At 74.2% G+C, this 25,254-nt stretch carries 21 protein-coding genes; 17 read left to right on the forward strand and 4 right to left on the reverse strand.

All coding sequences use genetic code 11. The features are described 5' to 3' along the window. The first annotated feature begins 8 nt into the window (after nt 1-8). The 3 genes from ACH5AR_RS14915 to ACH5AR_RS14925 all read left to right on the forward strand — a co-directional run bounded on the left by ACH5AR_RS14915 (nt 9) and on the right by ACH5AR_RS14925 (nt 2,260). Nucleotides 9-608, forward strand: a complete 600-nt coding sequence (locus ACH5AR_RS14915) for an SAV_6107 family HEPN domain-containing protein (protein ID WP_396301795.1) — start codon at nt 9-11, stop codon at nt 606-608. A gap of 29 nt (nt 609-637) precedes the next feature. Continuing rightward, the gene (locus tag ACH5AR_RS14920) at nt 638-1,390 is read left to right on the forward strand and encodes a methyltransferase domain-containing protein (RefSeq protein ID WP_396301796.1); all 753 of its coding nucleotides are present in this window, start codon (nt 638-640) and stop codon (nt 1,388-1,390) included. A 480-nt stretch (nt 1,391-1,870) separates the two neighbouring features. Beyond that, nucleotides 1,871-2,260 (forward strand): DUF3040 domain-containing protein, encoded by a 390-nt coding sequence (locus ACH5AR_RS14925; RefSeq protein WP_396301797.1) that lies wholly within the window; start codon nt 1,871-1,873, stop codon nt 2,258-2,260. A 72-nt stretch (nt 2,261-2,332) separates the two neighbouring features. Here ACH5AR_RS14925 and ACH5AR_RS14930 read toward each other — a convergent pair whose 3' ends face one another. The 4 genes from ACH5AR_RS14930 to ACH5AR_RS14945 all read right to left on the reverse strand — a co-directional run bounded on the left by ACH5AR_RS14930 (nt 2,333) and on the right by ACH5AR_RS14945 (nt 7,907). Continuing rightward, nucleotides 2,333-4,741: a DUF3488 and DUF4129 domain-containing transglutaminase family protein gene (locus ACH5AR_RS14930; RefSeq protein WP_396301798.1), complete on the reverse strand. Its 2,409-nt coding sequence runs from the start codon at nt 4,739-4,741 to the stop codon at nt 2,333-2,335. Beyond that, nucleotides 4,738-6,060: a DUF58 domain-containing protein gene (locus ACH5AR_RS14935; protein ID WP_396301799.1), complete on the reverse strand. Its 1,323-nt coding sequence runs from the start codon at nt 6,058-6,060 to the stop codon at nt 4,738-4,740. The genes ACH5AR_RS14930 and ACH5AR_RS14935 overlap by 4 nt, the downstream gene beginning before the upstream one ends. Before the next feature lies 1 nt (nt 6,061). Further along, on the reverse strand, nt 6,062-7,111 hold the full coding sequence (locus ACH5AR_RS14940) for an AAA family ATPase (RefSeq protein ID WP_396301800.1): 1,050 nt from the start codon (nt 7,109-7,111) through the stop codon (nt 6,062-6,064). 253 nt (nt 7,112-7,364) lie between these two features. Then, nucleotides 7,365-7,907, reverse strand: coding sequence for a beta-class carbonic anhydrase (locus ACH5AR_RS14945; RefSeq protein ID WP_396301801.1), 543 nt, complete (start codon nt 7,905-7,907; stop codon nt 7,365-7,367). Nucleotides 7,908-8,453: 546 nt separating this feature from the next. Here ACH5AR_RS14945 and rsmH point away from each other — a divergent pair. From rsmH to ACH5AR_RS15015, 14 genes are all read left to right on the forward strand, one after another. Then, complete coding sequence (rsmH, locus tag ACH5AR_RS14950) at nt 8,454-9,428, forward strand: 16S rRNA (cytosine(1402)-N(4))-methyltransferase RsmH (protein ID WP_396301802.1); 975 nt, start codon at nt 8,454-8,456, stop codon at nt 9,426-9,428. A gap of 133 nt (nt 9,429-9,561) precedes the next feature. Further along, nucleotides 9,562-10,113 (forward strand): cell division protein FtsL, encoded by a 552-nt coding sequence (locus ACH5AR_RS14955; RefSeq protein ID WP_396301803.1) that lies wholly within the window; start codon nt 9,562-9,564, stop codon nt 10,111-10,113. Then, nucleotides 10,110-12,329 carry a penicillin-binding transpeptidase domain-containing protein gene (locus tag ACH5AR_RS14960; protein WP_396301804.1) on the forward strand — a complete coding sequence of 740 codons (2,220 nt, stop codon included), beginning with the start codon at nt 10,110-10,112 and terminating at the stop codon, nt 12,327-12,329. Before ACH5AR_RS14955 ends, ACH5AR_RS14960 begins: the two co-directional genes overlap by 4 nt. A 7-nt stretch (nt 12,330-12,336) precedes the next feature. After that, on the forward strand, nt 12,337-13,989 hold the full coding sequence (locus tag ACH5AR_RS14965) for a UDP-N-acetylmuramoyl-L-alanyl-D-glutamate--2,6-diaminopimelate ligase (protein WP_396301805.1): 1,653 nt from the start codon (nt 12,337-12,339) through the stop codon (nt 13,987-13,989). Further along, complete coding sequence (gene murF, locus ACH5AR_RS14970; RefSeq protein ID WP_396301806.1) at nt 13,986-15,389, forward strand: UDP-N-acetylmuramoyl-tripeptide--D-alanyl-D-alanine ligase; 1,404 nt, start codon at nt 13,986-13,988, stop codon at nt 15,387-15,389. Before ACH5AR_RS14965 ends, murF begins: the two co-directional genes overlap by 4 nt. Beyond that, nucleotides 15,389-16,450, forward strand: a complete 1,062-nt coding sequence (mraY, locus tag ACH5AR_RS14975; protein WP_224281570.1) for a phospho-N-acetylmuramoyl-pentapeptide-transferase — start codon at nt 15,389-15,391, stop codon at nt 16,448-16,450. Before murF ends, mraY begins: the two co-directional genes overlap by 1 nt. Then, nucleotides 16,447-17,895, forward strand: coding sequence for a UDP-N-acetylmuramoyl-L-alanine--D-glutamate ligase (gene murD / locus ACH5AR_RS14980; RefSeq protein WP_396301807.1), 1,449 nt, complete (start codon nt 16,447-16,449; stop codon nt 17,893-17,895). The genes mraY and murD overlap by 4 nt, the downstream gene beginning before the upstream one ends. Before the next feature lie 77 nt (nt 17,896-17,972). Beyond that, nucleotides 17,973-19,310 carry a putative lipid II flippase FtsW gene (gene ftsW, locus ACH5AR_RS14985; RefSeq protein ID WP_396301808.1) on the forward strand — a complete coding sequence of 446 codons (1,338 nt, stop codon included), beginning with the start codon at nt 17,973-17,975 and terminating at the stop codon, nt 19,308-19,310. 6 nt (nt 19,311-19,316) lie between these two features. After that, on the forward strand, nt 19,317-20,423 hold the full coding sequence (gene murG, locus ACH5AR_RS14990) for an undecaprenyldiphospho-muramoylpentapeptide beta-N-acetylglucosaminyltransferase (protein WP_392869323.1): 1,107 nt from the start codon (nt 19,317-19,319) through the stop codon (nt 20,421-20,423). Beyond that, the gene (locus ACH5AR_RS14995; protein WP_396301809.1) at nt 20,416-21,192 is read left to right on the forward strand and encodes a cell division protein FtsQ/DivIB; all 777 of its coding nucleotides are present in this window, start codon (nt 20,416-20,418) and stop codon (nt 21,190-21,192) included. The genes murG and ACH5AR_RS14995 overlap by 8 nt, the downstream gene beginning before the upstream one ends. Nucleotides 21,193-21,556: 364 nt before the next feature. Continuing rightward, nucleotides 21,557-22,789, forward strand: a complete 1,233-nt coding sequence (ftsZ, locus tag ACH5AR_RS15000; RefSeq protein ID WP_396301810.1) for a cell division protein FtsZ — start codon at nt 21,557-21,559, stop codon at nt 22,787-22,789. Next, on the forward strand, nt 22,786-23,517 hold the full coding sequence (pgeF, locus tag ACH5AR_RS15005; RefSeq protein ID WP_396301811.1) for a peptidoglycan editing factor PgeF: 732 nt from the start codon (nt 22,786-22,788) through the stop codon (nt 23,515-23,517). Before ftsZ ends, pgeF begins: the two co-directional genes overlap by 4 nt. After that, nucleotides 23,517-24,305, forward strand: coding sequence for a YggS family pyridoxal phosphate-dependent enzyme (locus ACH5AR_RS15010; RefSeq protein WP_396301812.1), 789 nt, complete (start codon nt 23,517-23,519; stop codon nt 24,303-24,305). The genes pgeF and ACH5AR_RS15010 overlap by 1 nt, the downstream gene beginning before the upstream one ends. A 304-nt stretch (nt 24,306-24,609) precedes the next feature. Then, nucleotides 24,610-25,227, forward strand: coding sequence for a cell division protein SepF (locus ACH5AR_RS15015; RefSeq protein WP_224276937.1), 618 nt, complete (start codon nt 24,610-24,612; stop codon nt 25,225-25,227). Nucleotides 25,228-25,254: the final 27 nt, after the last annotated feature.

A 25,254-nucleotide genomic window follows, 5' to 3' on the forward strand; every position in this document is an offset into this window, starting at 1 on the left:
GGGAGACCATGACCGTCAGCCGTCCTGAGCCCGTCACCGCCCGCCTCCACTCCGCCGCCCTGCCGCACCTGCCGGGGCCGTCCGCCGGCCGCCGCGCCGGAGCCGACGTCCACCCCGTGCTGCGCCGGGCCGCCGCGCCGCCGGCCGCCCTCGACCTGCTCGCCGACGCCCACCGCACCCTCGCCGGGGCCCGCGCCCTGGAGGACCCGCTGGAGCGCTACGCCACCGCCCACCTGGCGGCGCTGCGCACCGTGGCGGCCGTCCTGGCGGTGCGCGGGCGCCCGGAGAAGAGCCCGCGCCGCCGCAAGGCGATCCGCAGCGCCTGGGAGGTGCTGCCCGAGGTGGCCCCGGAGCTCGCCGAGTGGGCGCTCTACTACGGTGCCGGCGCCCGCCGCCGGGCCGCCGCCGAGGCCGGGATCAGGGGTGCCGCGTCGGCCCGCGACGCCGACGACCTGGTCCGCAACTCCGCCCTCTTCCTGCGCCTGGTCGAGCGCCTGCTCGGCCTGCACGCCGCGCCGCCCCCGCCCCGGCTGCCGCTGGACGGCGGCGGTCCGCCGGGCGGCCCCGGCGGGCCGCCGGGGGCAGGCTCTAAGGTGGAGGCATCCTGATCGAACTGCACGTGCCAAGGAGCCCCACCTTGTACCCGACGCGTCCCCGCAGTGCCCTGCGTACCGCCGTGGTGTGGGAGGTGGTCCGGACGGCCCTGGAGAAGCGGGCGGCCGAGCTGGACCAGCCGGTGCTCGACGTGGTCGACACCGGCGGGGGTACCGGGAACTTCGCGGTGCCCGTCGCCAGGCTCGGCCACCGCGTCACCGTGGTCGACCCGAGCCCGGACGCCCTGTTCGCGCTGGAGCGCCGGGCCGCCGAGGCGGGCGTGACGGACCTGGTGCGCGCCGTCCAGGGGGACACCCAGACCCTGCCCGAGCTGGTCGCCCCCGGCAGCGTGGACGCGGTGCTCTGCCACGGCGTGCTGGAGGTCGTGGACGACCCGGCCGAGGCGCTCGGCAGCCTGGCCGGCACCCTGCGCCAGGGCGGCCTGGTCAGCCTGCTGGCGGCCAACCGCACCGGCGCCGTGCTGGCCCGCGCGCTGGCCGGCCACTTCACCGAGGCCCGCACCGTGCTCTCCGCCGCCGACGGCCGCTGGGGCGAGCAGGACCCGATGCCGCGCCGCTTCACCGGCGAGGAGCTGGGCCGGCTGGCCGAGGCCGCGGGCCTGCGGGTGGAGTCGGTGCACGGCGTACGGGTCTTCGCCGACCTCGTCCCCGGTGTGCTGGTGGACACCGAGCCGGGTGCGCTGGACGCGCTGCTGAAGCTGGAGGAGGCGGCCGCCGCGCAGCCCGCCTTCCACGCCGTGGCGACCCAGCTGCACCTGCTGGCCACCCTCGCCTGACGCGCCCCTCGGGGCCCGTCCGCCCCTTCACGAACTCTGCCGCCGTCGTACGGATCCTCCGCACACCGTACGGCGGCGGTTCGCGTCCCGCAGGCGCGCCGTTCACCCGGCCGTGCGCCGCCCCGCGCGCGGCCCGTTCCCGGCCGCGCCGGGCCGTCCGGCGGGAAACCTCCCCAGGTCCGGCATGATTCCATCCGGTCGGGCACTTGTCCGGGGCGTGGCGCGTTGACACCGGTGCGGCCGTCCCCGCTCGAAGTGGCCCGTCCCACGCGGCGCAGACCACCCCGTAACGGGCCCACGGACCGTATGATCTGGGTAAAGCCGGAAAGCATGACAGCCGGACGCGTGGGGCATATGGACGACACGGGCCGGGTCCCCCGCACGGGCGTCCGACCGTGTGCCCCAAGGCTGATTGGACTTGCCTCCCCGACCGGGGTGGGCGGACCGGTCGCACCCGCGACCGACGAGTAGGAGGACTCCGTGCCGCTCTCGGAGCACGAGCAGCGACTGCTCGACCAGATGGAGCGAGCGCTGTATGCCGAAGATCCCAAATTCGCGTCTGCGCTTGAGGGAACCGGGCTGCGCACCTACACCCGTCGGCGGGTCTACCTGGCCGTCGCCGGCTTCGTGGTGGGCATCGGCCTGCTGATGGGCGGCATGGTCGTGCCCGATCAGATCTGGGTCAGCGTCGTGGGCTTCCTGGTGATGCTCGGGTGTGCGGTGTTCGCCGTGACCGGCTGGCGCCGCGGGCCCGCGGGCCAGGGCGCCGGGGCCCGTCCCGCCGCCGCCCCGCGCCGCAAGGCCGGGATGATGGACCGGGTGGAGCAGCGCTGGCAGCGCCGCCGGGACGAGCAGGCCGGGGGCTTCTGAGCCGCTCGGCCGACACGTACGAAAGCCGGGGCGGGCAGTCGGTCGACTGCCCGCCCCGGCTCCGTGTCCGGCTCAGGTCTCCGGCGTGGACCGCTTGCGCCGGGTGAGGACCCTGCGCACCGGCGCGCCGGCCCGCTCGCCGGCCCGGCCGACGGCGGTGGCGACGGCCGCCCGGGCCGCCCGCCCGGCGTCGGAGGCCCGCCACCACAGCTGGACCGAGGAGGCCGGCAGCAGCAGCGCCCTGGTGCGCCCGCGCCGGCCGGCCGCCGCCCGCAGCCCGCGCCGGACGGCACGGACGTCGGCGGCCGACGACTCCGCGGCCGGCTGCCCGGCCGGGGCGTAGAGCACCCGCTCGGTGGCCAGCGCCAGCCGGCCGGTGGCCGCCGCCGCCTCCTCGTCCAGGTGCGCCTCCTCGGTGATCCGGCGGGCCGCCGACCGCGGCGTGCGTGACTCGTCCGGGGGAATTCCGAGGTCCCAGGCGGAGTCGACCAGCTCCTCCCAGGCGGCCAGCACCCGGGCGTCGGCCGGGCCCGCGCCGGGCCCGCGCCGCCCGCCGCCCAGCCGGCGACGGCGCACGGCGGTGCGCCAGAGCATCGGGACGAGCAGCAGTGCGATCAGTGCCAGCACCGCGGCCAGGGTGCCGAGCACCTGGCCGGAGAGCAGCCAGGACTCCTCGGCGGCCGCGCCGACGGTCCTGCCCTGGGGGCCGCACTCGCCCAGCTGGCGCTGCTTGGGGGTGCAGTCCGGGCCGGCGCTGGGCACCGGGGCGGCCGAGGCGGTCTGCGGGGCGGCGGTCGGCTGCGAGGTCGGCGCGCTGGTCGGGGTGCCGGACGCCTCGCTGTAGCGGGCCGGGACGCCGCGGCTCGGGGTCGGCTCGAAGCGCAGCCAGCCGTAGCCCTCGAAGTACAGCTCGGGCCAGGCGTGGTACATCCGGCCGGTCACCGCGTAGACGTCGCCGCCCTTGTTGTCGCCGGGGGTGAAGCCGACGGCCACCCGGGCCGGGATCTTCAGCACCCGGGCCATCGCCGCCATGGTGGAGGCGAAGTGCACGCAGAAGCCCCGGCGGTCGCGCAGGAAGACGGAGATGGCGTCGCTGCCGGTGCCGCCGTGGACGGAGGTGTCGTACGTGAAGCCCGGCCCGGTGAACCAGTTGACCAGCGCCGTCGCCCGGTCGTAGTCGCTCCTGGCCCCGGCGGTGACGGCCCTGGCCTGGTCGGCGACCACCGGGGGCAGGTCGGCCGGCAGAGCGGTGTAGCGCTCCCTGATGTCCTGCGGGGCGGTGGCCGCGAGCCGCAGCTCGGTGGCGGTCGGCCGTACGTCGAGGGCGCTGACGTGGTACTTCAGGCCGCGGATCGCCTTGTCGCCGGCGGGCAGGACGGTGCGGGTCAGCGGGACGAGCCGCCATTCGCCCGGATTGGGGACCTGGACGTTGGCGGCCGGGTAGGGCATCGGCAGCCAGCTGCCCTCCAGCCGGTCGGTGACGTCGACGTCGACCTCGATCCGGGGCAGCTGGGTCTCGCGCAGGCCCTCGGGGGCGGGCAGCGTCGCCCGGAAGTCGGTGACGGTGCTGCTGCCGAGCTTCCAGTTGGTGCCGTCGAACTGGTCGAGCGAGCCGGTCCGCAGGTAGGTCTGGTCGGCCAGCGGGCCCTCCAGGGTGTAGCGGAGCAGTTCCGCGTCGGTCGGCTTGGAGATCGCGGCCTCCAGGCTGACCAGCGGGTCGAGGCTGGTCGACAGGCTCCCCCCGGCGCCCTTGCCCCCGGACCCGTCGGAGCCGGGGTGCAGCAGCCCGGAGCTCCAGTGCGGCAGGACCACCGGCAGCAGCAGCGCCACCGCCAGGGCCAGCACGCCGACCTGGCGGCCGCCCGGGCTGACCCGCCCGGACTCCGCGGAGCTGCGGGACCCGCCGTAGAACACCCGGCCCCAGCGGGAGACCCGGTCCTGGCCCTCGGCGAACAGCAGCAGCAGGTAGCCGGCCGCGGCGAGGCCGAACCAGACCCAGCTGCCGTGCTCCCCGGACAGGCCGTTGCCGACCGAGTAGAGCGCCAGCAGCGGCAGCCCGGCCAGCGCCGAGCGCCGGTACGTCACCGCGACGGCGTCCACGGCGACGGCGATCAGGCCGACCGCCGAGACCAGGATCAGCCGCAGCCCGGCGGTGGGCGGAGCCGGGATGGCGTACTGCTGTATGTCGTCCAGGCCGGCCGAGAGGACCTGCGCCAGGGCCCGCAGCGTGGTCGGCCCGGGCAGCACCCCGCCGGAGAAGCCGAGCAGCAGCAGCAGGAGCAGCACGAGCAGCTGCCCGGCCGGCACCGTCCACCGGTACACCGGGGCGCGGCGCAGGCCCGCGCCGACCGCGGCGATCACGGCGATCACCAGGAAGGCGTGGGTGAGCCAGCTGCGGGTGGTGAGCAGCGGCATCATGCAGAGCGAGGCGAGGGCGGTGGCCAGCGCCGAGTACGCGGTCAGTTTGGCCCGGGTGGTCACGCGCCGGCCTCTTCTCGGTAGGGGGCGGTCGTCCGGCTGCCGTCGGCGGCCCGCCACAGGTCCGGTACGGAGTCCCCGGCGCGCACCGGGAGGACCGTCCAGCCGGCCTCGCGCAGCTGGCGCACCCTCGCCCGGAACCCGTCGCCGCCGGTGTCCGGGGCGAGCATCCGCAGGCCGGCCCAGGTGCCGGTGTCCAGCAGGAAGGCGATCGCCCCGCCGGCCCGGCTGCGCAGCCGGCCCAGCCGGGCGGCCTGGGCGTCGTCCAGCTCGCCGAGGACGGCGACCAGCAGGCCCTCGCCGCCGGCCCGCAGCGGGTCCTCGGCGCGCGAGAGGGTGCCGCCGTCGGACAGGTCGGCGACGGCGAGGGCGTCCAGGATCAGCCCGGAGGCGTCGGCCCCGCCGTGCCCGCCGCCCGCGCCCGGGGCGGGCACCGACCGCCCGGTGTCGTCGAGCAGCCGGGTCTGGTAGCCGCGCTCCAGCAGGTGCACGCAGACCGAGGCGGCGCAGCTGACCGCCCATTCGAAGGAGGAGGCGGGGCCGCTGCCCCGGTGGGCGATCTCCCGGGTGTCCAGCACGACGGTGGCCCGGGCCTGCTGGGGCTGCTCCTCGCGGCGCACCATCAGCTCCCCGTACCGGGCGCTGGAGCGCCAGTGCACCCGGCGCAGGTCGTCGCCGGGCCGGTACTCGCGCAGGATCACGTCGTCGTCGCCGGCCAGCGCCAGGGAGCGGCTGCGGCTCTCGCCCTGGCCGATCCACTCGCCGCTGAGCCGCACCGCCGGCAGCGCCTGGACCTGGGGGACGACGGTGAGGACGTCGGAGGCGGTGAACGCGCGGGTCACCTCGCACATCCCGAACGGGTCGGCCAGCCGCAGCTGGAGCGGCCCGAGCGGGTAGCGGCCGCGCAGGTCGGAGCGGACCCGGTAGGAGACCTCGCGGTGGCCGCGCGGCTCGACCCGGTCCAGCACGAAGCGCGGGCGCGGCCCGAGCACGTACGGGACCTTGTCCTCCAGCAGCAGCACCCCGGTGGGCATCCGGGAAACGTTGTCGACCCGCAGGTGCACCCTGGCCTCCTGGCCGGCGACCGCCCGGCGCGGGCTGAGCCGGCGCCCGCTGGCCACCCGGTAGCGGGTGTTGGCGACCACCGCCACCGCGGCCAGCGGCAGCGCGGCGAGCAGGACGCCGACGCGCAGCAGGGCGTCCTGGTCGAGCAGGTAGGAGCAGGCCACCGCGGTGACCCCGGCGGCGAGGAAGGACCGCCCCCGGGTGGTGAGGCCGCGGAACCCGGCCCGCAGCCCCGAGGCCGAGTCGGACTGGGCCACCTCAGCCCCTCCGGCCGGCCGGGCCGCCCTGGGGGCGCGGCAGCGGCAGCCGGGCGACGAGGTCGGCCACGATCTGCTCGGAGGTGCGCCGGCTGAGCTGGGTCTCGGCGGTCGGCATCAGACGGTGCGCCAGGACCGGTACGGCCAGGCGCTGGACGTCGTCCGGGGTGACGTAGTCGCGCCCGTCCAGCGCGGCGGCGGCGCGGGCGGCCCGGACCAGGTGCAGGGTCGCGCGGGGCGAGGCGCCCAGGCGCAGCTCGGGGCTGGTGCGGGTGGCGCCGACCAGGTCGACGGCGTAGCGGCGGACCGGGTCGGCGATGTGCACGGTGCGCACCAGGTCGATCAGCTTGAGGATGTCGGAGGCGTGCGCGACCGGCTGGAGGTCCTCCAGCGGGCTGGCGCCGCCGTGCACGTCCAGCATCGCGAGCTCGGCCTCGGGGCTCGGGTAGCCGATCGAGATCCGGGCCATGAAGCGGTCGCGCTGGGCCTCCGGCAGGGGGTAGGTGCCCTCCATCTCGACCGGGTTCTGGGTGGCCACGACCATGAACGGCGAGGGCAGCTCGTAGCTGGTGCCGTCGATGGTGACCTGGCGCTCCTCCATGGACTCCAGCAGCGCCGACTGGGTCTTCGGCGAGGCGCGGTTGATCTCGTCGCCGACCACGACCTGGGCGAAGATCGCGCCGGGGCGGAACTCGAAGTCGTGCCGCTGCTGGTCGTAGATGTTGGTCCCGGTGACGTCCGAGGGCAGCAGGTCGGGCGTGAACTGGATGCGGCGCACGGTGGCGTCGAGCGAGCGGGCGAGCGCCTTGGCGAGCATCGTCTTGCCGACGCCGGGCACGTCCTCCAGCAGCAGGTGCCCCTCGGCGAGCAGGACGGTCAGGGCGATCCGCACGGCGTCCGGCTTGCCCTCGATCACGCTCTCGACGTTGGCGCGCACGCGGTCGACGACCGCGGCGAGCTCGGGGAGCCCGACCTCTCGGAACCCGGTGGTCCTCTGCTTCCCGCCCCCCGAAGGACTGCCGAGTCCGGCCTGGTCGTTGTAGCTCGTCACCCGTTTACGCTCCCTGGCACGCTGTGCCCGCCCCGTCCCGAGGCCGGACCCCACCCCATGCTTGACGCGGCCGTCCCGGGGGCGGTTCCGAAGGAGGAGCCGGCGCCGGGAAGGCGGCCCGCGGCCTGGCCGCCCCAGGTGGTTCGGGGTCCGACCGGCAGGCGCATTCTCCCCCGGGCGGCGGCCGGAAGTCACCATTCGGAAGCGCCCGAATGCCCGGACGGCGTCGGCCGGGCAGGGTCGGGCGGGTGGCTCAGCCGACCTCGCGGAGCAGGCCGGTGTGGACGTCGAAGACGAAGCCGCGGACGTCGTCGGTGTGCGGCAGGAAGGGGGAGGTGCGCACGCGCTGCATGGACTGGCGCACGTCGCCGTCCAGGTCGACGAAGGCCTCCACCGCCCACTGGGGACGCTGGCCGACCTCCAGCTCCAGCTCGCGGCGGAAGTCCTCGGTGAGCCCGAGCAGGCCGCAGCCGGTGTGGTGGATCAACGCCACGGAGCGGGTGCCCAGGGCGCGCTGGCTGATGGTCAGGGACCGGATGGTGTCGTCGGTGACGACGCCGCCGGCGTTGCGGATGACGTGCGCGTCGCCGAGTTCGAGGCCGAGCGCGGCGAACAGGTCGAGTCGGGCGTCCATGCAGGCGACCACGGCGATCCGCTGCACCGGGCGGGCGTCCATGCCGCCGTCCCGGAAGGTCACCGCGTACCTGCGGTTGGCCGTGACGAAGCGGTCGATGACGGTGGGTCGGGCGGGGGCGGCAGCGGCGTTCGGCGAGGGCCGGTCGGGGGTCACTGTCATGGGGGCGACGTTAGTGCGGATCGGGGCCGCCCGGTGGCGCGGAGAGCTACAGAACAGCGGCCCGTTGTCGGGCGCATCGCCACAACAGGGGGCGTCCGGGGCGGGTCCGCGGCCGGCCGGCCCGCCCCCGCACGCGGTGGCGGGCAGGGGGCGCGCGCCCGTCGCCGAAGGCCCCCGGTCCGAACCGTCGGCGATCCGCCTCCACGGCCGCGACCTGCGGTGATCCGTACCGCCGCCCGGGTGGTGCGCCGGAGCGGACCATTGACTGGCAGGGCCCGCGCGATAGAGTTTGCGGCGCAGTGGAGCACACCCGCCGGGGCCCGTCAACGGGGCCTTCCGGCCTCCGCGGCCCGGTCGAAGCGGCCCGTGGCCTCCTCCCGCTCCGTGCCCACCTGGCGCACCTTCCCCGGCGCCGGGCGGTCACGACCTTCCCCAGGAGCGGGCGGGGACCACGGGCCGCTTCGTCGTGCCGGGGCGCGGTGGGCGAGAATGGTCCCAGCTCCCGGACGTCGGGCTGCTCCGCACCGAGGAAGGGCGCCACCGCGCATGACCACCAACGATCCGGGCCCCAAGCACGTTCCGGTGATGCTCCAGCGGTGCATGGACGCGCTGGCCCCGGCGATCTCGCGCCCCGGTGCCGTCGTGGTGGACGCCACCCTCGGCCTCGGCGGGCACAGCGAGGCGCTGCTGACCCAGTTCCCCGAGGTGCGGCTGGTCGCGGTGGACCGCGACCCGGCGGCGCTGAAGCTCTCCGGGGAGCGGCTGGCCCGCTTCGGCGACCGGGCGACCCTGGTGCACGCCGTCTACGACGAGATCCCCGAGGTGCTGGAGCGCCTGGGCATCGACCGGGTGGAGGGCATCCTGTTCGACCTCGGCGTCTCCTCGATGCAGCTGGACGAGGCGGAGCGCGGCTTCGCGTACGCCCAGGACGCGCCGCTGGACATGCGGATGGACCAGACCCGGGGGATCAGCGCCGCGGAGGTGCTGAACACCTACAGCCACGGCGACCTGGCCCGGATCCTCAAGGTGTACGGCGAGGAGCGGTTCGCCGGGAAGATCGCCGCGGTGATCCTGCGCGAGCGCGAGAAGGAACCGTTCACCACCAGCGCGCGTCTGGTCGAGTTGGTGCGCAACGCCATCCCGGCGGCGACCCGCCGGACCGGCGGGAACCCGGCCAAGCGGACGTTCCAGGCGCTGCGGATCGAGGTCAACGGCGAGCTGGAGGTCCTGGACCGGGCGATTCCCGGGGCGCTGGACGTCCTCGCGCCGGGCGGCCGGATCGCGGTGATGTCGTACCAGTCGCTGGAGGACCGGCTCGTCAAGCAGTACTTCGCCGCCGGTGCCACCAGCACCGCCCCGCCGGGGCTGCCGTTCATCCCGGAGGAGCACCAGCCCTGGCTCAAGCTGATCACCCGCGGTGCCGAGCTGGCCACGGAGGAGGAGATCGAGGAGAACCGGCGCGCCGCGCCCGTACGGCTGCGGGTGGCGGAGAGGATCAGGGACCGAAGCAAGCGGGGCTGACGAACCGGCCCCGGCGGGGTCCGAAGGGCGGAGGAGAGCAGTGGGGCCGGTGGCCGGTGAGGTCCGGGCGGGGCGGGGAGGACTCCCCGGGCAGGGCAGGGCGCGGATCACGGTCCGGCCGGGCAGGCGCCCGGTGCAGCGGCGCACCCCGTTCGCGGTGCTGATCGTGGTGCTGCTGGCGGCCGGGCTGCTCGGCCTGCTCGCGCTGAACACCGCCCTCAACGAGGGCTCCTTCGAGCTGTCCCGGCTGCAGAAGCAGACCACCGTGGCGACGGACGAGCAGCAGAGCCTCCAGCACGAGATCGACCAGAGCTCCGCGCCGGACGCGCTGGCCAGGCGCGCCGCCGGGCTGGGCATGGTCCCGGCCGGCGGGATGGCCTTCCTGGACGTCCCGAACCAGGGCAAGGTGGTCGGCACCCCGGGGCCGGCCCAGGACAGCCCGCCGGTCAAGCGCTCCACCGCCGAGCCGTGGCCGACCAGGGCCCAGCCGAGCGCCGGCCAGCCCGCTGCCGGGCCGTCACCGGCCGCGCCGCAGCCGGGCGGCGCGCCGTCGCCGGCCGCCCCGCCGCCGTCCGCGGCCCCGCCCGTGCCGACCCCGGCGGCCTCCGCCGGCGACTCGGTGATCCAGCTCAACCCGGCCTCGCCCGCGGCGGCCGCGAAGCCGAACGGGGGTGCGGGCCGATGACCTCCCCGCGACAGTCAGGCGGATCCGGCTCCGGTTCCGGCGGTTCCGGCAGCGGCGGCGGCAACGGCCGCCGTCCGGTGCCCCGCGGTGCCGCGCCGCGCGCCCAGTCGGCGGCCGGCCGCGGCCAGTCGGCCAAGGCCCAGCCCGCGAAGCCCCAGCCCGCCAAGGGCCAGTCCGCCCGCGGCCAGTCGGCCAAGGCCCAGCCCGCCAGGTCGGCCTCGGCCGGCCGCACCCCGCGGGCCCCGCAGCAGCGCCGCCCGGAGGGGCGCCCGCCGGCCCGCAGCCAGGCGGCGGTGCGCCCGAAGCGCCGTCCCTCGCCGCGCCCCAGGGCGCTCCGGCTGGCCGAGCCCAGGCGCCGGCTGCGGGCGATCACCCTCGTGCTGTCGCTGGTGTTCTCCGTCTTCGCGGGCCGGCTGGTGCAGCTCCAGCTGGTGGACGCCGACGCGCTGGCCGCCGACGCCAACACCAACCGCTACCTGAACATCCCGATCACCGCCGAACGCGGCTCGATAACGTCCTCCGACGGGGTCGCGCTGGCGGCCACCGTGGACGCGTACGACATCACCGCCGACCCGGCGATGTTCACCCCGGAGGCGACCGGCATCCCGGACGCGCCGGAGCAGGCGGCCGCGCTGCTCTCGCCGATCCTCGGCGTGCCCAGGGAGAAGCTCGCCGCCGACCTGCACACCCCCAAGAGCCGCTACAAGCGGCTCGCGGCCCAGCAGACCCCGGCCGCCAGGAAGCAGATCAGCGACCTCAAGTCCGGACTGGAGAAGCAGGCCGGCTCGCGGGCCTGCCAGGCCCAGAAGAAGCTTCTCGGCAAGCCCGCCGACCAGGGCGGACGCACCCGGATGGACAACGAGTGCGCCAACCCGCTGGCCGGGGTGTTCAACCGGGAGACCCAGAAGCGGATCTACCCGGCGGACGGCCTGGCGGCCAACCTGGTCGGCTTCGTCAACGCCGAGGGCGAGGGCGCCGGCGGCCTGGAGCTCCAGTACCAGAAGCTGCTGGCCGGCAAGGACGGCCACAGCAGCTACGCGCAGTCCGGCGGGCGGCTGGTGCCCACCGCCGGGGGCTCGCTGGACCCGGCGGTGCCCGGCAGCGACGTCAGGCTGACCGTCAACCGGGACATCCAGTGGGCCGCCCAGCGGGCGATCACCGACCAGGTGGCCAACTCCGGCGCGGAGAAGGGCTACGTGGTGGTCCAGGACGTGAAGACCGGCCAGGTCCTCGCGATGGCGAGCGCGCCCGGCTTCAACCCCAACGACCTGAGCCTGTCCAGGCAGGCCGACCTCGGCAACCCCGCCCTGGCCGACGCGTACGAGCCCGGCAGCACCGCCAAGCTGATGAGCCTGGCCGCCGTGCTGGACTCCGGCAAGGCCACCTGGGACACCAAGGTCACCGTGCCCAACCGGCTGGTCCGGGCCGGGCAGCAGTTCAAGGACGACGTCGACCACGACACCTGGTACCTGACCCTGGCCGGGGTGCTCGCCAAGTCCTCCAACATCGGCACCATCGAGGCGGTCGAGGCCCTCGGCGACGGCGACCAGCTGAAGGCCAACCAGGTGCTGGACGGCTACCTGCGCAAGTTCGGCGTGGCCCAGCCGACCGGCCTGGGCTTCCCCGCGGAGACGGCCGGGAAGCTCAAGAAGCCGGAGGACCTGGTCGCCTCGGAGAAGTACAACATCTCCTTCGGCCAGGGCCCGATGCAGATGAACGCGCTCCAGGCCACCTCGGTCTACTCCACCATCGCCAACGGCGGGGTGCGGGTCGCGCCCAGCATCGTCCAGGGCGTCACCGACCCGAACGGCAAGTACACGCCGACGGCGCCGGGGGAGCAGACCCGGGTGGTCAGCCCGGAGACGGCCAGGACGCTCACCTCGATGCTGGAGTCGGTCGTCGACGACGAGCAGGGCACCGGCGGCAAGGCCGCCATCCCCGGCTACCGGGTCGCGGGCAAGACCGGCACCGCCAACCGGGGCGCCGCCAACGGCGTCGGCTACGACGGCTACACCGCCTCCTTCATCGGCTTCGCCCCCGCCGACGCCCCCCGGTACACCGTCTCCTGCACCCTCCAGGGCCCGGTCAACGGTCACTTCGGCGGCCAGCTGTGCGGCCCGGTGTTCAAGCAGGTGATGGAGTTCACCCTGAAGACCATGCAGGTCCCGCCGAGCAGCAGCCCGGCACCCAACCTGGCCGTCGACTGGAAGCCGTGAGCGAACGATGAGCAACGAGCGGGCCGGAGCGGAGCGCGGCGCGGCGCAGGGCCGGTTTGGCCCTGGGCACCCTTCGGCGGATAGCCTTCCCGCCGTGCCGAAACCCGATCAAACCACCGTGAGTCCGCCCCGCCCGACCGGGACCACCGCCCTGCCGCTCGCCGAGCTGGCCGTCGAACTGGGCCTGCCACCCGTCGAGGGCGGCGCCGTCAGCGGCGTCACCCACGACTCCCGCGCGGTGCGCCCGGGTGACGTGTACGTGGCCTTCCCGGGCGCCAACCACCACGGCGCGGCCTTCGCCGCCAAGGCCGCGGAGTCCGGCGCGGTGGCGGTGCTCACCGACCCGGCCGGCGCCGAGCTCGCGGCCGCCACCGGCCTGCCGCTGCTGGTCGTCGACCGGCCGCGGGCCGTCATGGGCGAGCTGGCCGCGATCGTCTACGGCCGCCCCTCCCGGAAGCTGCTGATGATCGGGCTGACCGGCACCAACGGCAAGACCACCACCTCGTACCTGGTCGAGGGCGGTCTGCGCGGCGCCGGGCGCGGCCCGGGCGTGATCGGCACCGTCGAGATGCGGGTCGGCGAGGAGCGGATCAAGAGCGAGCGCACCACCCCCGAGGCCACCGACCTGCACGCGATCCTCGCCGTGATGGCCGAGCGCGGCGCCGACGCGGTGACCATGGAGGTCTCCAGCCACGCCCTGGTCTTCGGCCGCACCGACGGCGTCGCGTACGACGTCGCGCTGTTCAACAACCTGACCCCCGAGCACCTCGACTTCCACCCGGACATGGAGGACTACTTCCAGGCGAAGGCCCGGCTCTTCCAGCCCGGCAAGTCCCGCCACGGGGTGGTCAACCTGGACGACGACTACGGCCGCCGGCTCGCCGCCGAGGCCGAGATCCCGGTGACGACCTTCTCGGCCACCGGCGCCGCCGGGGCCGACTGGCGGGCCGTGGACGTCGAGCTGGGGCCGGTCGGCTCCACCTTCCGGGTGCTGGGCCCGGACGGCGCCGAGGCCGCCGCCTCCGTCCCGCTGCCCGGCCCGTTCAACGTCGCCAACGCGCTCGCCGCGATCACCGTGCTGGTCGCCGCCGGGCTCCCGCTGGAGCGGGCGGTGGCCGGCGTGGCCGCCGTCCCCGGCGTGCCCGGCCGGCTGGAGCGGGTGGACGCCGGACAGCCGTTCGTCGCCGTCGTCGACTACGCGCACAAGCCGGACGCCCTCCGGGCCGTCCTCGCCTCGCTGCGCGAGGTCACCGAGGGCCGGCTGCACGTCGTCGTCGGCTGCGGCGGCGACCGCGACCCGCACAAGCGCGGCCCGATGGGCGACATCGCCGCCCGCCTCGCCGACACCGCCCTGCTGACCAGCGACAACCCGCGCAGCGAGGACCCGCTGGCGATCCTCGCCACCATGCTGACCGGCGCCGCCGCGGTGCCCGAGGCCGAGCGCGGGGACGTCCTGGTCGTGCCCGACCGGGCCGAGGCGATCGGGCTCGCCGTCGCGCGCGCCCGGGCGGGGGACACCGTGCTGGTGGCCGGCAAGGGCCACGAGCTCGGCCAGTACGTACGAGACGAGATCCGCCCCTTCGACGACCGGGAGGTGCTGCGCGAATCCATCGCGCGGACCACGGCCGCACGGGGCGACCGAGGAGTAGAGCAGCAGTGATCGCACTGACCCTCGCCGAGGTGGCCGCCGCCGTCGGAGGCACGCTGGACGGCGCCGACCCGGACGCCCTGGTCACCGGCCCGGTCGAGGTCGACTCGCGGAAGGTGGTCCCCGGCGGCCTGTTCGCGGCCTTCGTCGGCGAGCACGCGGACGGCCACGAGTACGCGGCCGGGGCGGTCGGGGCCGGCGCCGTCGCGGTGCTGGCCTCCCGCCCGGTCGGCGTGCCCGCCGTCCTGGTCGACAGTGTGGTGGAGGCGCTCGGCAGGCTGGCCCGCGCCGTGGTCGCCCGCGCCGAGGACACCGCCGTCGTCGCGCTGACCGGCTCGGCCGGCAAGACCAGCACCAAGGACCTGATCGCCCAGCTGCTCCAGCGCCGCGGCGAGACGGTCTACCCGCCCGGCTCGCTCAACAACGAGATCGGCCACCCGATGACCGCGCTGCGGGTCGAGGCCGGCACCCGGCACCTGGTCATGGAGATGGGCGCCCGACACAAGGGTGACATCGAGTACCTCACCTCGATCACCCCGCCCCGGATCGGCCTGGTCCTCAACGTCGGCACCGCCCACCTCGGCGAGTTCGGCTCCCAGGAGGCGATCGCCGAGGCCAAGGGCGAACTGGTCGAGGCGCTGCCCGCGGACGGCACCGCGATCCTCAACGCGGACGACCGGCTGGTGCGCGCGATGGCCTCCCGTACCAGGGCGAAGGTGGTCCTGTTCGGGGAATCCCCGGACGCCCACGTCCGGGCCACGGACGTTCGCCTGGACGCCACCGGGCGTCCATCGTTCACGCTCACCACCCCGGCCGGTTCCGCGCCCGTGCAGCTGCGCCTGTACGGTGAGCACCACGTCTCGAACGCCCTCGCCGCCGCCGCGGTGGCGGTGGAGCTCGGGATGTCCGTCGACGACACCGCGGCAGCCCTGGGCGAAGCGGGTGCGCTGTCCCGCTGGCGCATGGAGGTCGTCGACCGGGCCGATGGTGTCACCGTCGTGAACGACGCCTACAACGCGAACCCCGACTCGATGCGGGCCGCGCTGCGGGCGCTCGTCTCGATCGGTGGCCGGGGCCCGGAGCGCCGCCGCACCTGGGCGGTGCTCGGCGAGATGCGGGAGCTCGGCGAGGACAGCCTGGCCGAGCACGACGCCATCGGGCGGCTCGCCGTCCGGCTGGACGTCACCAAGCTGGTGGCGGTCGGCGGACGCGAGGCGGCCTGCATGGAACTCGGCGCGAGGAACGAAGGTTCGTGGGGTGAGGAGTCGGTGCTGGTGTCCGACGCGGACGCGGCGGTCGAGCTGCTGCGCAGTCAGCTTCGGCCGGGGGATGTGGTCCTGGTGAAGGCTTCCCGTTCGGTGGGGCTGGAGAAGGTGGCCGAGGCCCTCCTGGCGGACGGTGCGGCCGAATAATGAAGCAGATCCTTTTCTCCGGGATGATCGGTCTCGTCCTGTCGCTGCTCGGCACCCCGGCCCTGATCAAGCTGCTCGCGAAGCACGGCTACGGCCAGTACATCCGCGACGACGGCCCCAAGGCGCACCACAGCAAGAAGGGCACGCCCACCATGGGCGGCATCGCCTTCATCCTGGCGACCCTGATCGCGTACTTCGCCACGAAGGCGATAACGGGCGAGAGCCCGACGGCCTCCGGGCTGCTGGTGCTCTTCCTGACCGCGGGCCTGGGCCTGGTCGGCTTCCTGGACGACTACATCAAGGTCGTCAAGCGCCGCTCGCTGGGCCTGCGGGCCAAGGCGAAGCTGGCCGGCCAGTCGATCGTCGGCCTCGGCTTCGCCGTCCTGGCGATGCAGTTCCCGGACGACCGCGGGCTGAACCCGGCGTCCCAGAGCCTGTCCTTCGTCCGGGACTTCAAGTGGGCGATCGGCCCCGTCCTGTTCGTCATCTTCGCGTACTTCATGATCGCCGCGATGTCGAACGGCGTGAACCTGACGGACGGTCTGGACGGCCTGGCCACCGGCGCCTCGGTGATGGTCTTCGGCGCCTACACCTTCATCGGCATCTGGGAGCACACCCAGAGCTGCGCCTACGCGATCACCGCGACCGCCAACTGCTACGACATCCGGGACCCGCTGGACCTCGCCGTCGTGGCCTCCGCCCTGATGGGCTCCTGCTTCGGCTTCCTGTGGTGGAACACCTCGCCCGCCAAGATCTTCATGGGTGACACCGGCTCGCTCGCCCTCGGCGGCGCCCTGGCCGGCCTGGCGATCTGCTCCCGCACCGAGCTGCTGCTCGCCCTGCTCGGCGGCCTCTACGTGATCATCACCCTCTCGGTGATCATCCAGGTCGGCTCCTTCCGGATGACCGGCAAGCGCGTCTTCAAGATGGCGCCGCTCCAACACCACTTCGAACTCAAGGGCTGGACCGAGGTCCTGATCGTCGTCCGGTTCTGGATCATCCAGGGCCTGTGCGTCGCCGTCGGCCTCGGCCTGTTCTACGCGGGATGGGTGACCGGATGACCGACCCCCAGTCGAGCAACCCCGACTTCGCCGGCCTGCCGGTCGCCGTCGCCGGACTCGGCGTCTCGGGCATCAGCGCCGCGCGCGTCCTGCACGGCCTCGGCGCCCGGGTCACCGTGGTGGACGGCGGCAGCGGCCCCGGCCTGGCCGCCCGCGCCGCCGAGCTGGAGGCGCTGGGCGTCACCGTGCGCCTCGGCGACGGCGCGAGCCTGCCCGAGGGCACCGGACTGGTCGTCACCTCGCCCGGCTGGGCGCCGGACAGCCCGCTGTTCGCCGCCGCGGCGGCGGCCGGGGTGCCGGTCTGGGGCGACGTCGAGCTGGCCTGGCGGCTGCGCTCGCCGCTGCCCGGCACCGGCGAGCCCGCCCCCTGGCTGGCCGTCACCGGCACCAACGGCAAGACCACCACCGTCCAGATGCTCGCCTCGATCCTCACCGCCGCCGGCCGGCGCACCGCCGCGGTCGGCAACGTCGGGGTCTCGGTGCTGGACGCGGTGCTCGCCGAGGAGCCGTACGACGTGCTCGCCGTCGAGCTCTCCAGCTACCAGCTGCACTGGGCGCCCTCGCTGCGCCCGTACGCGGCGGCGGTGCTCAACCTGGCGCCCGACCACCTCGACTGGCACGGCTCGATGGAGGCGTACGCCGCCGACAAGGGCCGGATCTACGAGGGCAACGTCGTCGCCTGCGTGTACAACCTGGCCGACCCGGCCACCGAGGCGCTGGTCCGCGAGGCCGACGTCGAGGAGGGCTGCCGGGCGATCGGCTTCGGCCTCGGCGCGCCCGGCCCGTCGGACTTCGGCGTGGTGGACGGGCTGCTGGTGGACCGCGCCTTCGTCCCGGACCGGGCCCGGAACGCGGCCGAGCTGGGCGCCGTCGAGGACGTCCGCCCGCCGGCCCCGCACAACATCGCCAACGCGCTCGCCGCGGCGGCGCTGGCCCGGGCGTACGGCGTCGAGCCGAAGGCCGTCCGGGAGGGCCTGCGGGCCTTCCGCCCGGACGCCCACCGGATCGCCGAGGTCGGCACGGTCGGCGGGGTCACGTACGTCGACGACTCCAAGGCCACCAACACCCACGCGGCGGCCGCCTCGCTGGCCGCCTACCGGCCGGTCGTCTGGATCGCCGGGGGCCTGGCCAAGGGCGCGACCTTCGACGACCTGGTGCGCGGCGCGGCCGACCGGCTGCGCGCGGTGGTGCTGATCGGCGAGGACCGGGCGCTGATCCGCCAGGCGCTGGAGCGACACGCTCCGGATGTGCCGGTGATCGAGGCGGCCGAGGGCCAGACTGGCGCGGTGGCGATGGCCGAGGTCGTTCGAACGGCCGCGTCGCTCGCCCGATCGGGTGACACGGTGCTGCTGGCGCCGGCCTGCGCCTCGATGGACATGTTCACCAACTACGGCGAGCGCGGCGACCTCTTCGCGGCGTCCGTGCGGGAGCTGGCGGGCGAGTAGACGGCCCGGCGCGGGCCTCGGACGGAGAAAGTGAGCGGGGAGCGGTGGCGGGGCAGGGCAGAGCGGATTCCGGGGTCGTGAAGCAGGACGCCGCCGAGCCGATGAGAGTGATCTCCGCCACCACGACCAAGTACAAGTCGGCCGGTCCGCTGGCCCGGCTCCGGGCCCTGCGGGCCCGGGTCCGGTACTGGCTGGACCGGCCGCTCACCCCGTACCTGCTGGTGCTCGGCAGCACCCTGCTGCTGGTCGTGCTCGGCCTGATGATGGTCTTCTCGGCCTCGCAGATCCTCGCCCTGAACCAGCACCACTCGGCGCAGTACTACTTCCTCAAGCAGCTGATCGCGGCCATCCTCGGCCTGGTCCTGCTGATCGGCTTCGCCTCCGTGCCGGTGGCGGTGCTGCGGGTGGTCGTCTACCCGGTGATGATCGCGGTGATCGGCGCCCTCACGCTGGTCGCCATCCCCGGCGTCGGGGTGCGGATCAACGGCAACCAGAACTGGCTGGACTTCGGCTTCTTCCAGTTCCAGCCCTCGGAGTTCGCCAAGCTCGCGCTGGTGCTCTGGGGCGCCGACCTGCTGGCCCGCAAGCAGAAGGCCGGCACCCTCAACTCCTGGAAGCACCTGCTGGTGCCGCTGGTGCCCGGGGCCCTGCTGCTGCTCGCGCTGATCATGTTCGGCGGCGACATGGGCACCTCGATGATCCTGGTCGCCATGGTGTTCGCGCTGCTCTGGATGGTCGGCGCGCCGCTGCGGCTGTTCGTGGCCACCCTCGGGGTGGCGGTGGTGGTCTGCACCGCGCTGGTGGTCACCGTCCCGCACCGGGCCGAGCGGCTGGGCTGCATCGGCGTCACCAAGCTCGACCCGGAGGGCGCCTGCTTCCAGGCCCTGCACGGCGTCTTCGCGTTCGCCAACGGCGGCGGCTTCGGCACCGGCCTCGGCGCCGGCGTGGAGAAGTGGGGCCAGCTGCCCGAGGCGCACACCGACTTCATCTTCGCCGCGACCGGCGAGGAACTCGGTCTGGTGGGGACGCTGTCGGTGCTCGGTCTCTTCGCGGCACTAGGCTACGCGGGTATCCGTGTGGCCATCGGTACGAAGGACCCCTTCGTCAGGTACGCCGCGGGAGCCGCCACCACCTGGATCATGGCGCAGGCCATGATCAACCTGGGGTCGGCGCTGGGACTGCTGCCCATCGCGGGCGTCCCGCTCCCGCTGTTCTCCTACGGCGGTTCCGCCATGCTGTCGGCCATGTCCGCGATCGGTGTGCTGCTGTGCCTGGCGCGCAGCACCTCCGGCGCGAAGGCGGCCCTGGCCGCCCGGAGCAAGAACTCCCGGATCAGGAGACAACTGGCCCGGGTGCTGCCACGACGACGAACCACAGCGCGCCCGGCCCCGGGGCCGGCACGCAGGGAGCGGTGAATTTCGGTGCATGTCGTACTCGCCGGCGGGGGGACCGCCGGTCACATCGAGCCGGCCATGGCCCTCGCGGATGCCCTCCGCAGGCACGACCCGTCCGTCGGGATCACCGCCCTGGGCACCGAGCGCGGACTGGAGACCCGGCTGGTCCCCGAGCGCGGCTACCAGCTGGAGCTCATCCCGGCCGTCCCGCTGCCCCGCAAGCCCACCCCGGAGCTGATCACCGTCCCCGGCCGGCTGCGCGGCACCGTCCGGGCCGCCCAGGAGATCATCGAGCGGGTCAACGCGGACGCCGTGGTCGGCTTCGGCGGCTACGTGGCGATGCCCGCCTACCTGGCCGCCAAGCGCGCCGGGGTGCCGATCGTGGTGCACGAGGCGAACGCCCGCCCGGGCCTGGCCAACAAGATCGGCGCCCGCTACAGCGACTTCGTCGCCGTCTCCACGCCGGACAGCAAGCTGCGCGACTCCCGGTACATCGGCATCCCGCTGCGCCGGACCATCGCCACCCTGGACCGCGGCGCGGCCCGCCCGGAGGCCCGCCAGTACTTCGGCCTCGACCAGCGCCTGCCCACCCTGCTGGTCTCCGGCGGCTCCCAGGGCGCGCGCCGGCTCAACGAGACGATCACCGCGATCGCCCCGCGGCTCCAGCAGTACGGCGTGCAGATCCTGCACGCGGTCGGCCCGAAGAACGAGCTGCCGCAGGTGGCCGACGTCCCCGGGATGCCGCCCTACCGCCCGGTGCCGTACCTGGACCGGATGGACCTCGCCTACGCGGCCGCCGACATGATGCTCTGCCGGGCCGGCGCCATGACGGTGGCCGAGCTGGCGGCCGTCGGCCTGCCCGCCGCCTTCGTCCCGCTGCCGATCGGCAACGGCGAGCAGCGGCTGAACGCCCAGCCGATGGTCAAGGCCGGCGGCGGCCTGCTGGTGGACGACGCCGAGCTGACCCCGGACTGGGTGCTGCAGAACGTGCTGCCGGTGCTCACCGACCCGCAGCGGCTGTGGGACATGAGCCGGGCGGCCGCCGAGTTCGGCCGCCGGGACGCCGACGACCTGCTGGTCGGCATGGTCTACGAGGCCATCCAGGCCCACCGCGGCGGTCGCCGCCGTGGCTGACGGCCGGCTCGCCGACCCGCTGGAGGAGGAGCTGGAGGAGGAGGAGTCCGCTCCCCGCCTCCGGCTCTCCCGGCGGGGCATCGTGGTGCTGGGCGCGCTCGGCGCCGCGCTGCTCGGCGTGCTGGCCTGGCTGGTGTTCTTCTCCTCGGTCCTGGACGTGCGCACCGTCGCCGTCCAGGGGCCGAGCGACGACACGCTGACGGCGGACCAGGTCCGCGAGGCGGTCGGCCGGCTCGGCGACGGGCCGCTCGCGCGAGTGGACCTGGACGGCGTGCGCAGCCGGGTGGAGGCGATCCCCCGGGTGGCCCGGGCCGAGGTCTGGCGCGGCTGGCCGCACACCCTGCGGGTGAAGGTCGTCCAGCGCAAGGCGGTGGCCGCGGTCAAGGGGGACGACGGCCGGTTCACCCAGGTGGACGCCGGGGGCGTGAGCTTCGCCACCGAGCCGACCCCGCCGGAGGGCGTGCCGGTGGTCGAGCTGCGGCTCAGTCAGCAGGCGAACGACGTCGACGGGGTGATCTCCCGTGCGCAGCTGGTGCAGGGGGCCGTGACGGTGGCCGCCGGGCTGCCGCCGGAGGTCGCCAAGCGGGCGGGCTCGGTGCTGGTGCACTCGTACGACGACATCCAGCTGCAGCTCAGCGGGGGTGTGACGGTGCGGTGGGGGAGCCCGGAGCAAACCGACCGCAAGGCCCGGGTCCTGGTCGCCCTGATGAACCAGAAGGGGACGAACTTCGACGTGACGGCGCCCGAGGCGCCGGCGGTGTCGGGATGATCCGGTAGGTTCTCTGCCTGAGGGAGGGGTTGACGCCTCGAAGTGTCAGCCCGACTCTTGGTGGTCACCCCCGGTTTCCTAAGCCGGCCGATGATCACATAGGCTCAAAAGAAAAAGGGAAGCTCGGCGTGTTCGTTGAAACGCGTGCCTGGAGCCACCTAGTGTCCTGTGTCACCAGACTGTGTTTCCTGGTGATGTGACGGAGGCACAGAACTAACCCTAAAGGTCAAGTTTAGGGTTGGGGTCGGCGGTCGGCATTTCGGACATTCTGTCAGAAACCAGGCTCCCTACCCATCGACATCCGTCGGTACGGCCCCGCCCCGGGTCGGGCCGACCCGGAAATTCGAGGCGAGAGGCCTTCGACGTGGCAGCACCGCAGAACTACCTCGCAGTCATCAAGGTCGTCGGAATCGGCGGCGGTGGTGTCAACGCCATCAACCGGATGATCGAGGTCGGTCTCAAGGGCGTCGAGTTCATCGCGATCAACACCGATGCGCAGGCCCTCCTGATGAGCGACGCCGACGTCAAGCTCGATGTGGGCCGTGAACTCACCCGGGGCCTCGGCGCCGGCGCCAACCCCGAGGTCGGCCGGAAGGCCGCCGAGGACCACCGCGAGGAGATCGAGGAGGTCCTCAAGGGGGCCGACATGGTCTTCGTGACCGCCGGTGAGGGCGGTGGCACGGGTACGGGCGGCGCGCCCGTCGTCGCCAACATCGCGCGCTCGCTGGGCGCCCTGACCATCGGCGTGGTCACCCGCCCGTTCACCTTCGAGGGCCGCCGCCGGGCCAACCAGGCCGAGGACGGCATCGCCGCCCTGCGCGAAGAGGTCGACACCCTCATCGTGATCCCCAACGACCGACTGTTGTCCATCTCGGACCGTCAGGTGAGCGTGCTCGACGCGTTCCGCTCGGCCGACCAGGTCCTGCTCTCCGGTGTCCAGGGCATCACCGACCTGATCACCACCCCCGGTCTGATCAACCTCGACTTCGCCGACGTCAAGTCCGTCATGTCGGACGCCGGTTCGGCGCTCATGGGCATCGGCTCCGCGCGCGGCGAGGACCGCGCCAAGGCCGCCGCCGTGATGGCGATCTCCTCGCCGCTGCTGGAGGCCTCGATCGACGGCGCCCGCGGCGTGCTGCTGTCCATCTCGGGCGGCTCCGACCTCGGCCTGTTCGAGATCAACGAGTCGGCCCAGCTGGTCAGCGAGGCCGCGCACCCCGAGGCGAACATCATCTTCGGTGCGGTCATCGACGACGCGCTCGGCGACGAGGTGCGGGTCACCGTCATCGCGGCCGGCTTCGACGGCGGTCAGCCGCCGGCGATCGTCCGCGACCCGGTGGTCAAGTCCACCACCCCGGAGCGCCCGGCCACCCCGCCGGCCGCCCCGGAGCGCCCGGCCGGCCGCCCGTACGGGACCATCGGCTCGGTGACGTCCCGTTCGGAGGGCGACGCCCCGGCCGCCCCGGCGGGCCGCGCCTCCGAGGCCCCGGCCACCACGACCGCCGCCGCCCCGGTGCCGCCGCAGGTGCAGCCGGCCCGGCAGCCGTTCGTGGAGAGCCCGGCCGAGGAGCTCGACGTCCCGGACTTCCTTAAGTGATCGACCATTCGGTCCGCGCGGGTGCTCACTTCGCCTTCACCTCCCGGTGGGGCGGGGTGAGCACTTCGCCGTACGGGGAGCTCAACCTCGGCGGCGCGGTGGGGGACGACCCGGCGGCCGTGCGGGAGAACCGGGCGCTGGCCGCCCGGCGGCTGGGGATCGACCCGGCCGACGTGGTGTGGATGAACCAGGTGCACGGCGCCGACGTCGCGGTGGTGACCGGGCGCCAGCCGGCGGGCGAGGCCCCGACGGTGGACGCGGTGGTCTGCGACCGGCCGCTCGCGCTGGCGGTGCTGACCGCCGACTGCACCCCGGTGCTGCTGGCCGATCCGGTGGCGGGCGTGGTGGGCGCGGCCCACGCGGGCCGGCCCGGGCTGGCGGCCGGGGTGGTGCCCGCGGCCGTCCGGGCGATGGTCGACCTGGGCGCGGAGCCCTCGCGGATCACCGCCGCCACCGGGCCGGCGGTCTGCGGGCGCTGCTACGAGGTGCCGGCCGCACTGCGCGCCGAGGTCGCCGCGGTGGTGCCGGAGGCCTTCGCCGAGACCTCCTGGGGGACCCCGGCCCTGGACGTGCCGGAGGGGGTCGCGGCCCAGCTGGCCGCGGCGGGGGTCAAGGACGTGGTGCGCTCACCGGTCTGCACCCTCGAATCCGCCGATCACTACTCCTATCGCCGCGAGCAGCGCACCGGCCGGCTCGCGAGCTACGTCTGGTTGGGCTCTGATCACTGATGACGAACGACATCTACGGACCGTTCCCGGGCGGCGCCGAGTTCGCCGCGGCGCTGACGGAGGGCCAGCGGGCCCGCTACGAGGAACTCGGCACCAACCTCGACGTGGTCGAGCGCCGGATCGCGGACGCCTGCGCGGCCGCCGGGCGCGCCCGGGAGGAGGTCACCCTGGTCGTCGTCACCAAGACCTACCCCGCCGAGGACACCGCGCTGCTGGCCGGACTCGGCGTGACGGACGTCGCGGAGAACCGCGACCAGGACGCCGCCCCCAAGGCGGAGCAGTGCAGAAACCTTCCTCTTGACTGGCACTTCGTCGGCCAGCTGCAGACCAACAAGGTCCGCTCGGTCGTCCGGTACGCCAACCACGTGCACTCGGTGGACCGCCTCCGGCTGGTCTCCTCGCTCTCCGCGGCGGTGCTGAAGTCGGAGCGCCCGGAGCTGGGTTGCCTGGTGCAGGTGGCGCTGGACAAGGCGCACGGGGAGGGTGGGCACCGGGCGGGGGTCGCGCCGCAGGACGTCGCGCAACTGGCCGACGCCATCGCCGACACGCCCGGGCTGCGACTGGACGGTGTGATGACCGTCGCTCCGCTGGCCGGCCCGCTGGCCGGGGACCCGGCCCGGGCCTTCGAGCGGCTGGCGGAAATCGCAACCGCCGTACGGGCGGACCATCCGGCTGCCACCATGGTCTCCGCAGGGATGAGCGGCGACCTTGAGCAGGCGATTGCCGCCGGAGCGACACATGTGCGCGTCGGAACGGCGGTACTCGGAGTGAGGTCACCCCTCAGGTAACGTCACCGGGTAGTAGATCAGACAGCAGGACAAAATAGGACAGAATCTAGCAGCTCTTCGGAGCGCTAGCGAACCGTGGATCGCAGCTCCGCGGCCCCCACTCCACGCATCCGACCGGCCGTCGGGCTGACACGCCGTCGTGGAGGGCCGCGGACTCCGCAGGCGGGGCCGTCACGAGCCCGGGCTGCCGGGACGGAGCCGGTCCTGACGGAGCGAGCGGGGCGAGCGACCAGCAGAAGGTGCGCGCATCGCGAAGCCGCCACCGAGCGTCAGCGAGGTGGCTATGAGCGGAGGAGACAGGAGCATGGCCGGCGCAATGCGCAAGATGGCGGTCTACCTCGGCCTCGTGGAGGACGAGACCTACGACGGCCAGGGGTACGACCCCGACGACGACTACGACGCGGACCCCGAACCGATCCGTACGGGCCAGCGGACCGAGGACATCCCCCGGCCGGCCCCGGCTCCGGCGGCCGCCGCGCCGGCCCCGGTCTCCTCGATCACCCCACAGCCGGTGCCCGCGGCGGTGCCGATCCGACAGGAGACCCCGCGGATGGCCCCCGTGTCGTCCATCACACCCGAACGCCGCCACAACCTGGAGAAGAGCGCACCGGTGATCATGCCCAAGGTCGTGAACGAACGAGAGCCCTACCGCATCACCACGCTGCACCCCCGGACCTACAACGAGGCCCGTACCATCGGGGAACAGTTCCGTGGCGGCACCCCCGTGATCATGAATCTGACCGAGATGGACGACACCGACGCGAAGCGCCTCGTAGACTTCGCCGCTGGACTCGTCTTCGGTCTGCACGGCAGTATCGAGCGCGTGACACAGAAGGTGTTCCTGCTGTCGCCTGCTAACGTCGATGTCACGGCGGAGGACAAGGCTCGGATCGCCGAGGGTGGGTTCTTCAACCAGAGCTGACCCGGCCACGACTTTACGTGTGGATCT

Origin of the sequence: Kitasatospora sp. NPDC018619 (assembly GCF_044391605.1) — a bacterium.
Classification (GTDB): Bacteria; Actinomycetota; Actinomycetes; order Streptomycetales; family Streptomycetaceae; genus Kitasatospora.

Coding starts and splice junctions, on each gene's coding strand:
- ACH5AR_RS15015 (WP_224276937.1), top strand. CDS start 24,610: ATGGCCGGCGCAATGCGCAAGATGGCGGTCTACCTCGGCCTCGTGGAG.
- mraY (WP_224281570.1), top strand. CDS start 15,389: ATGAAGCAGATCCTTTTCTCCGGGATGATCGGTCTCGTCCTGTCGCTG.
- murD (WP_396301807.1), top strand. CDS start 16,447: ATGACCGACCCCCAGTCGAGCAACCCCGACTTCGCCGGCCTGCCGGTC.
- ACH5AR_RS14960 (WP_396301804.1), top strand. CDS start 10,110: ATGACCTCCCCGCGACAGTCAGGCGGATCCGGCTCCGGTTCCGGCGGT.
- ACH5AR_RS15010 (WP_396301812.1), top strand. CDS start 23,517: ATGACGAACGACATCTACGGACCGTTCCCGGGCGGCGCCGAGTTCGCC.
- ACH5AR_RS14915 (WP_396301795.1), top strand. CDS start 9: ATGACCGTCAGCCGTCCTGAGCCCGTCACCGCCCGCCTCCACTCCGCC.
- ACH5AR_RS14965 (WP_396301805.1), top strand. CDS start 12,337: ATGAGCAACGAGCGGGCCGGAGCGGAGCGCGGCGCGGCGCAGGGCCGG.
- rsmH (WP_396301802.1), top strand. CDS start 8,454: ATGACCACCAACGATCCGGGCCCCAAGCACGTTCCGGTGATGCTCCAG.
- ACH5AR_RS14945 (WP_396301801.1), bottom strand. CDS start 7,907: ATGACAGTGACCCCCGACCGGCCCTCGCCGAACGCCGCTGCCGCCCCC.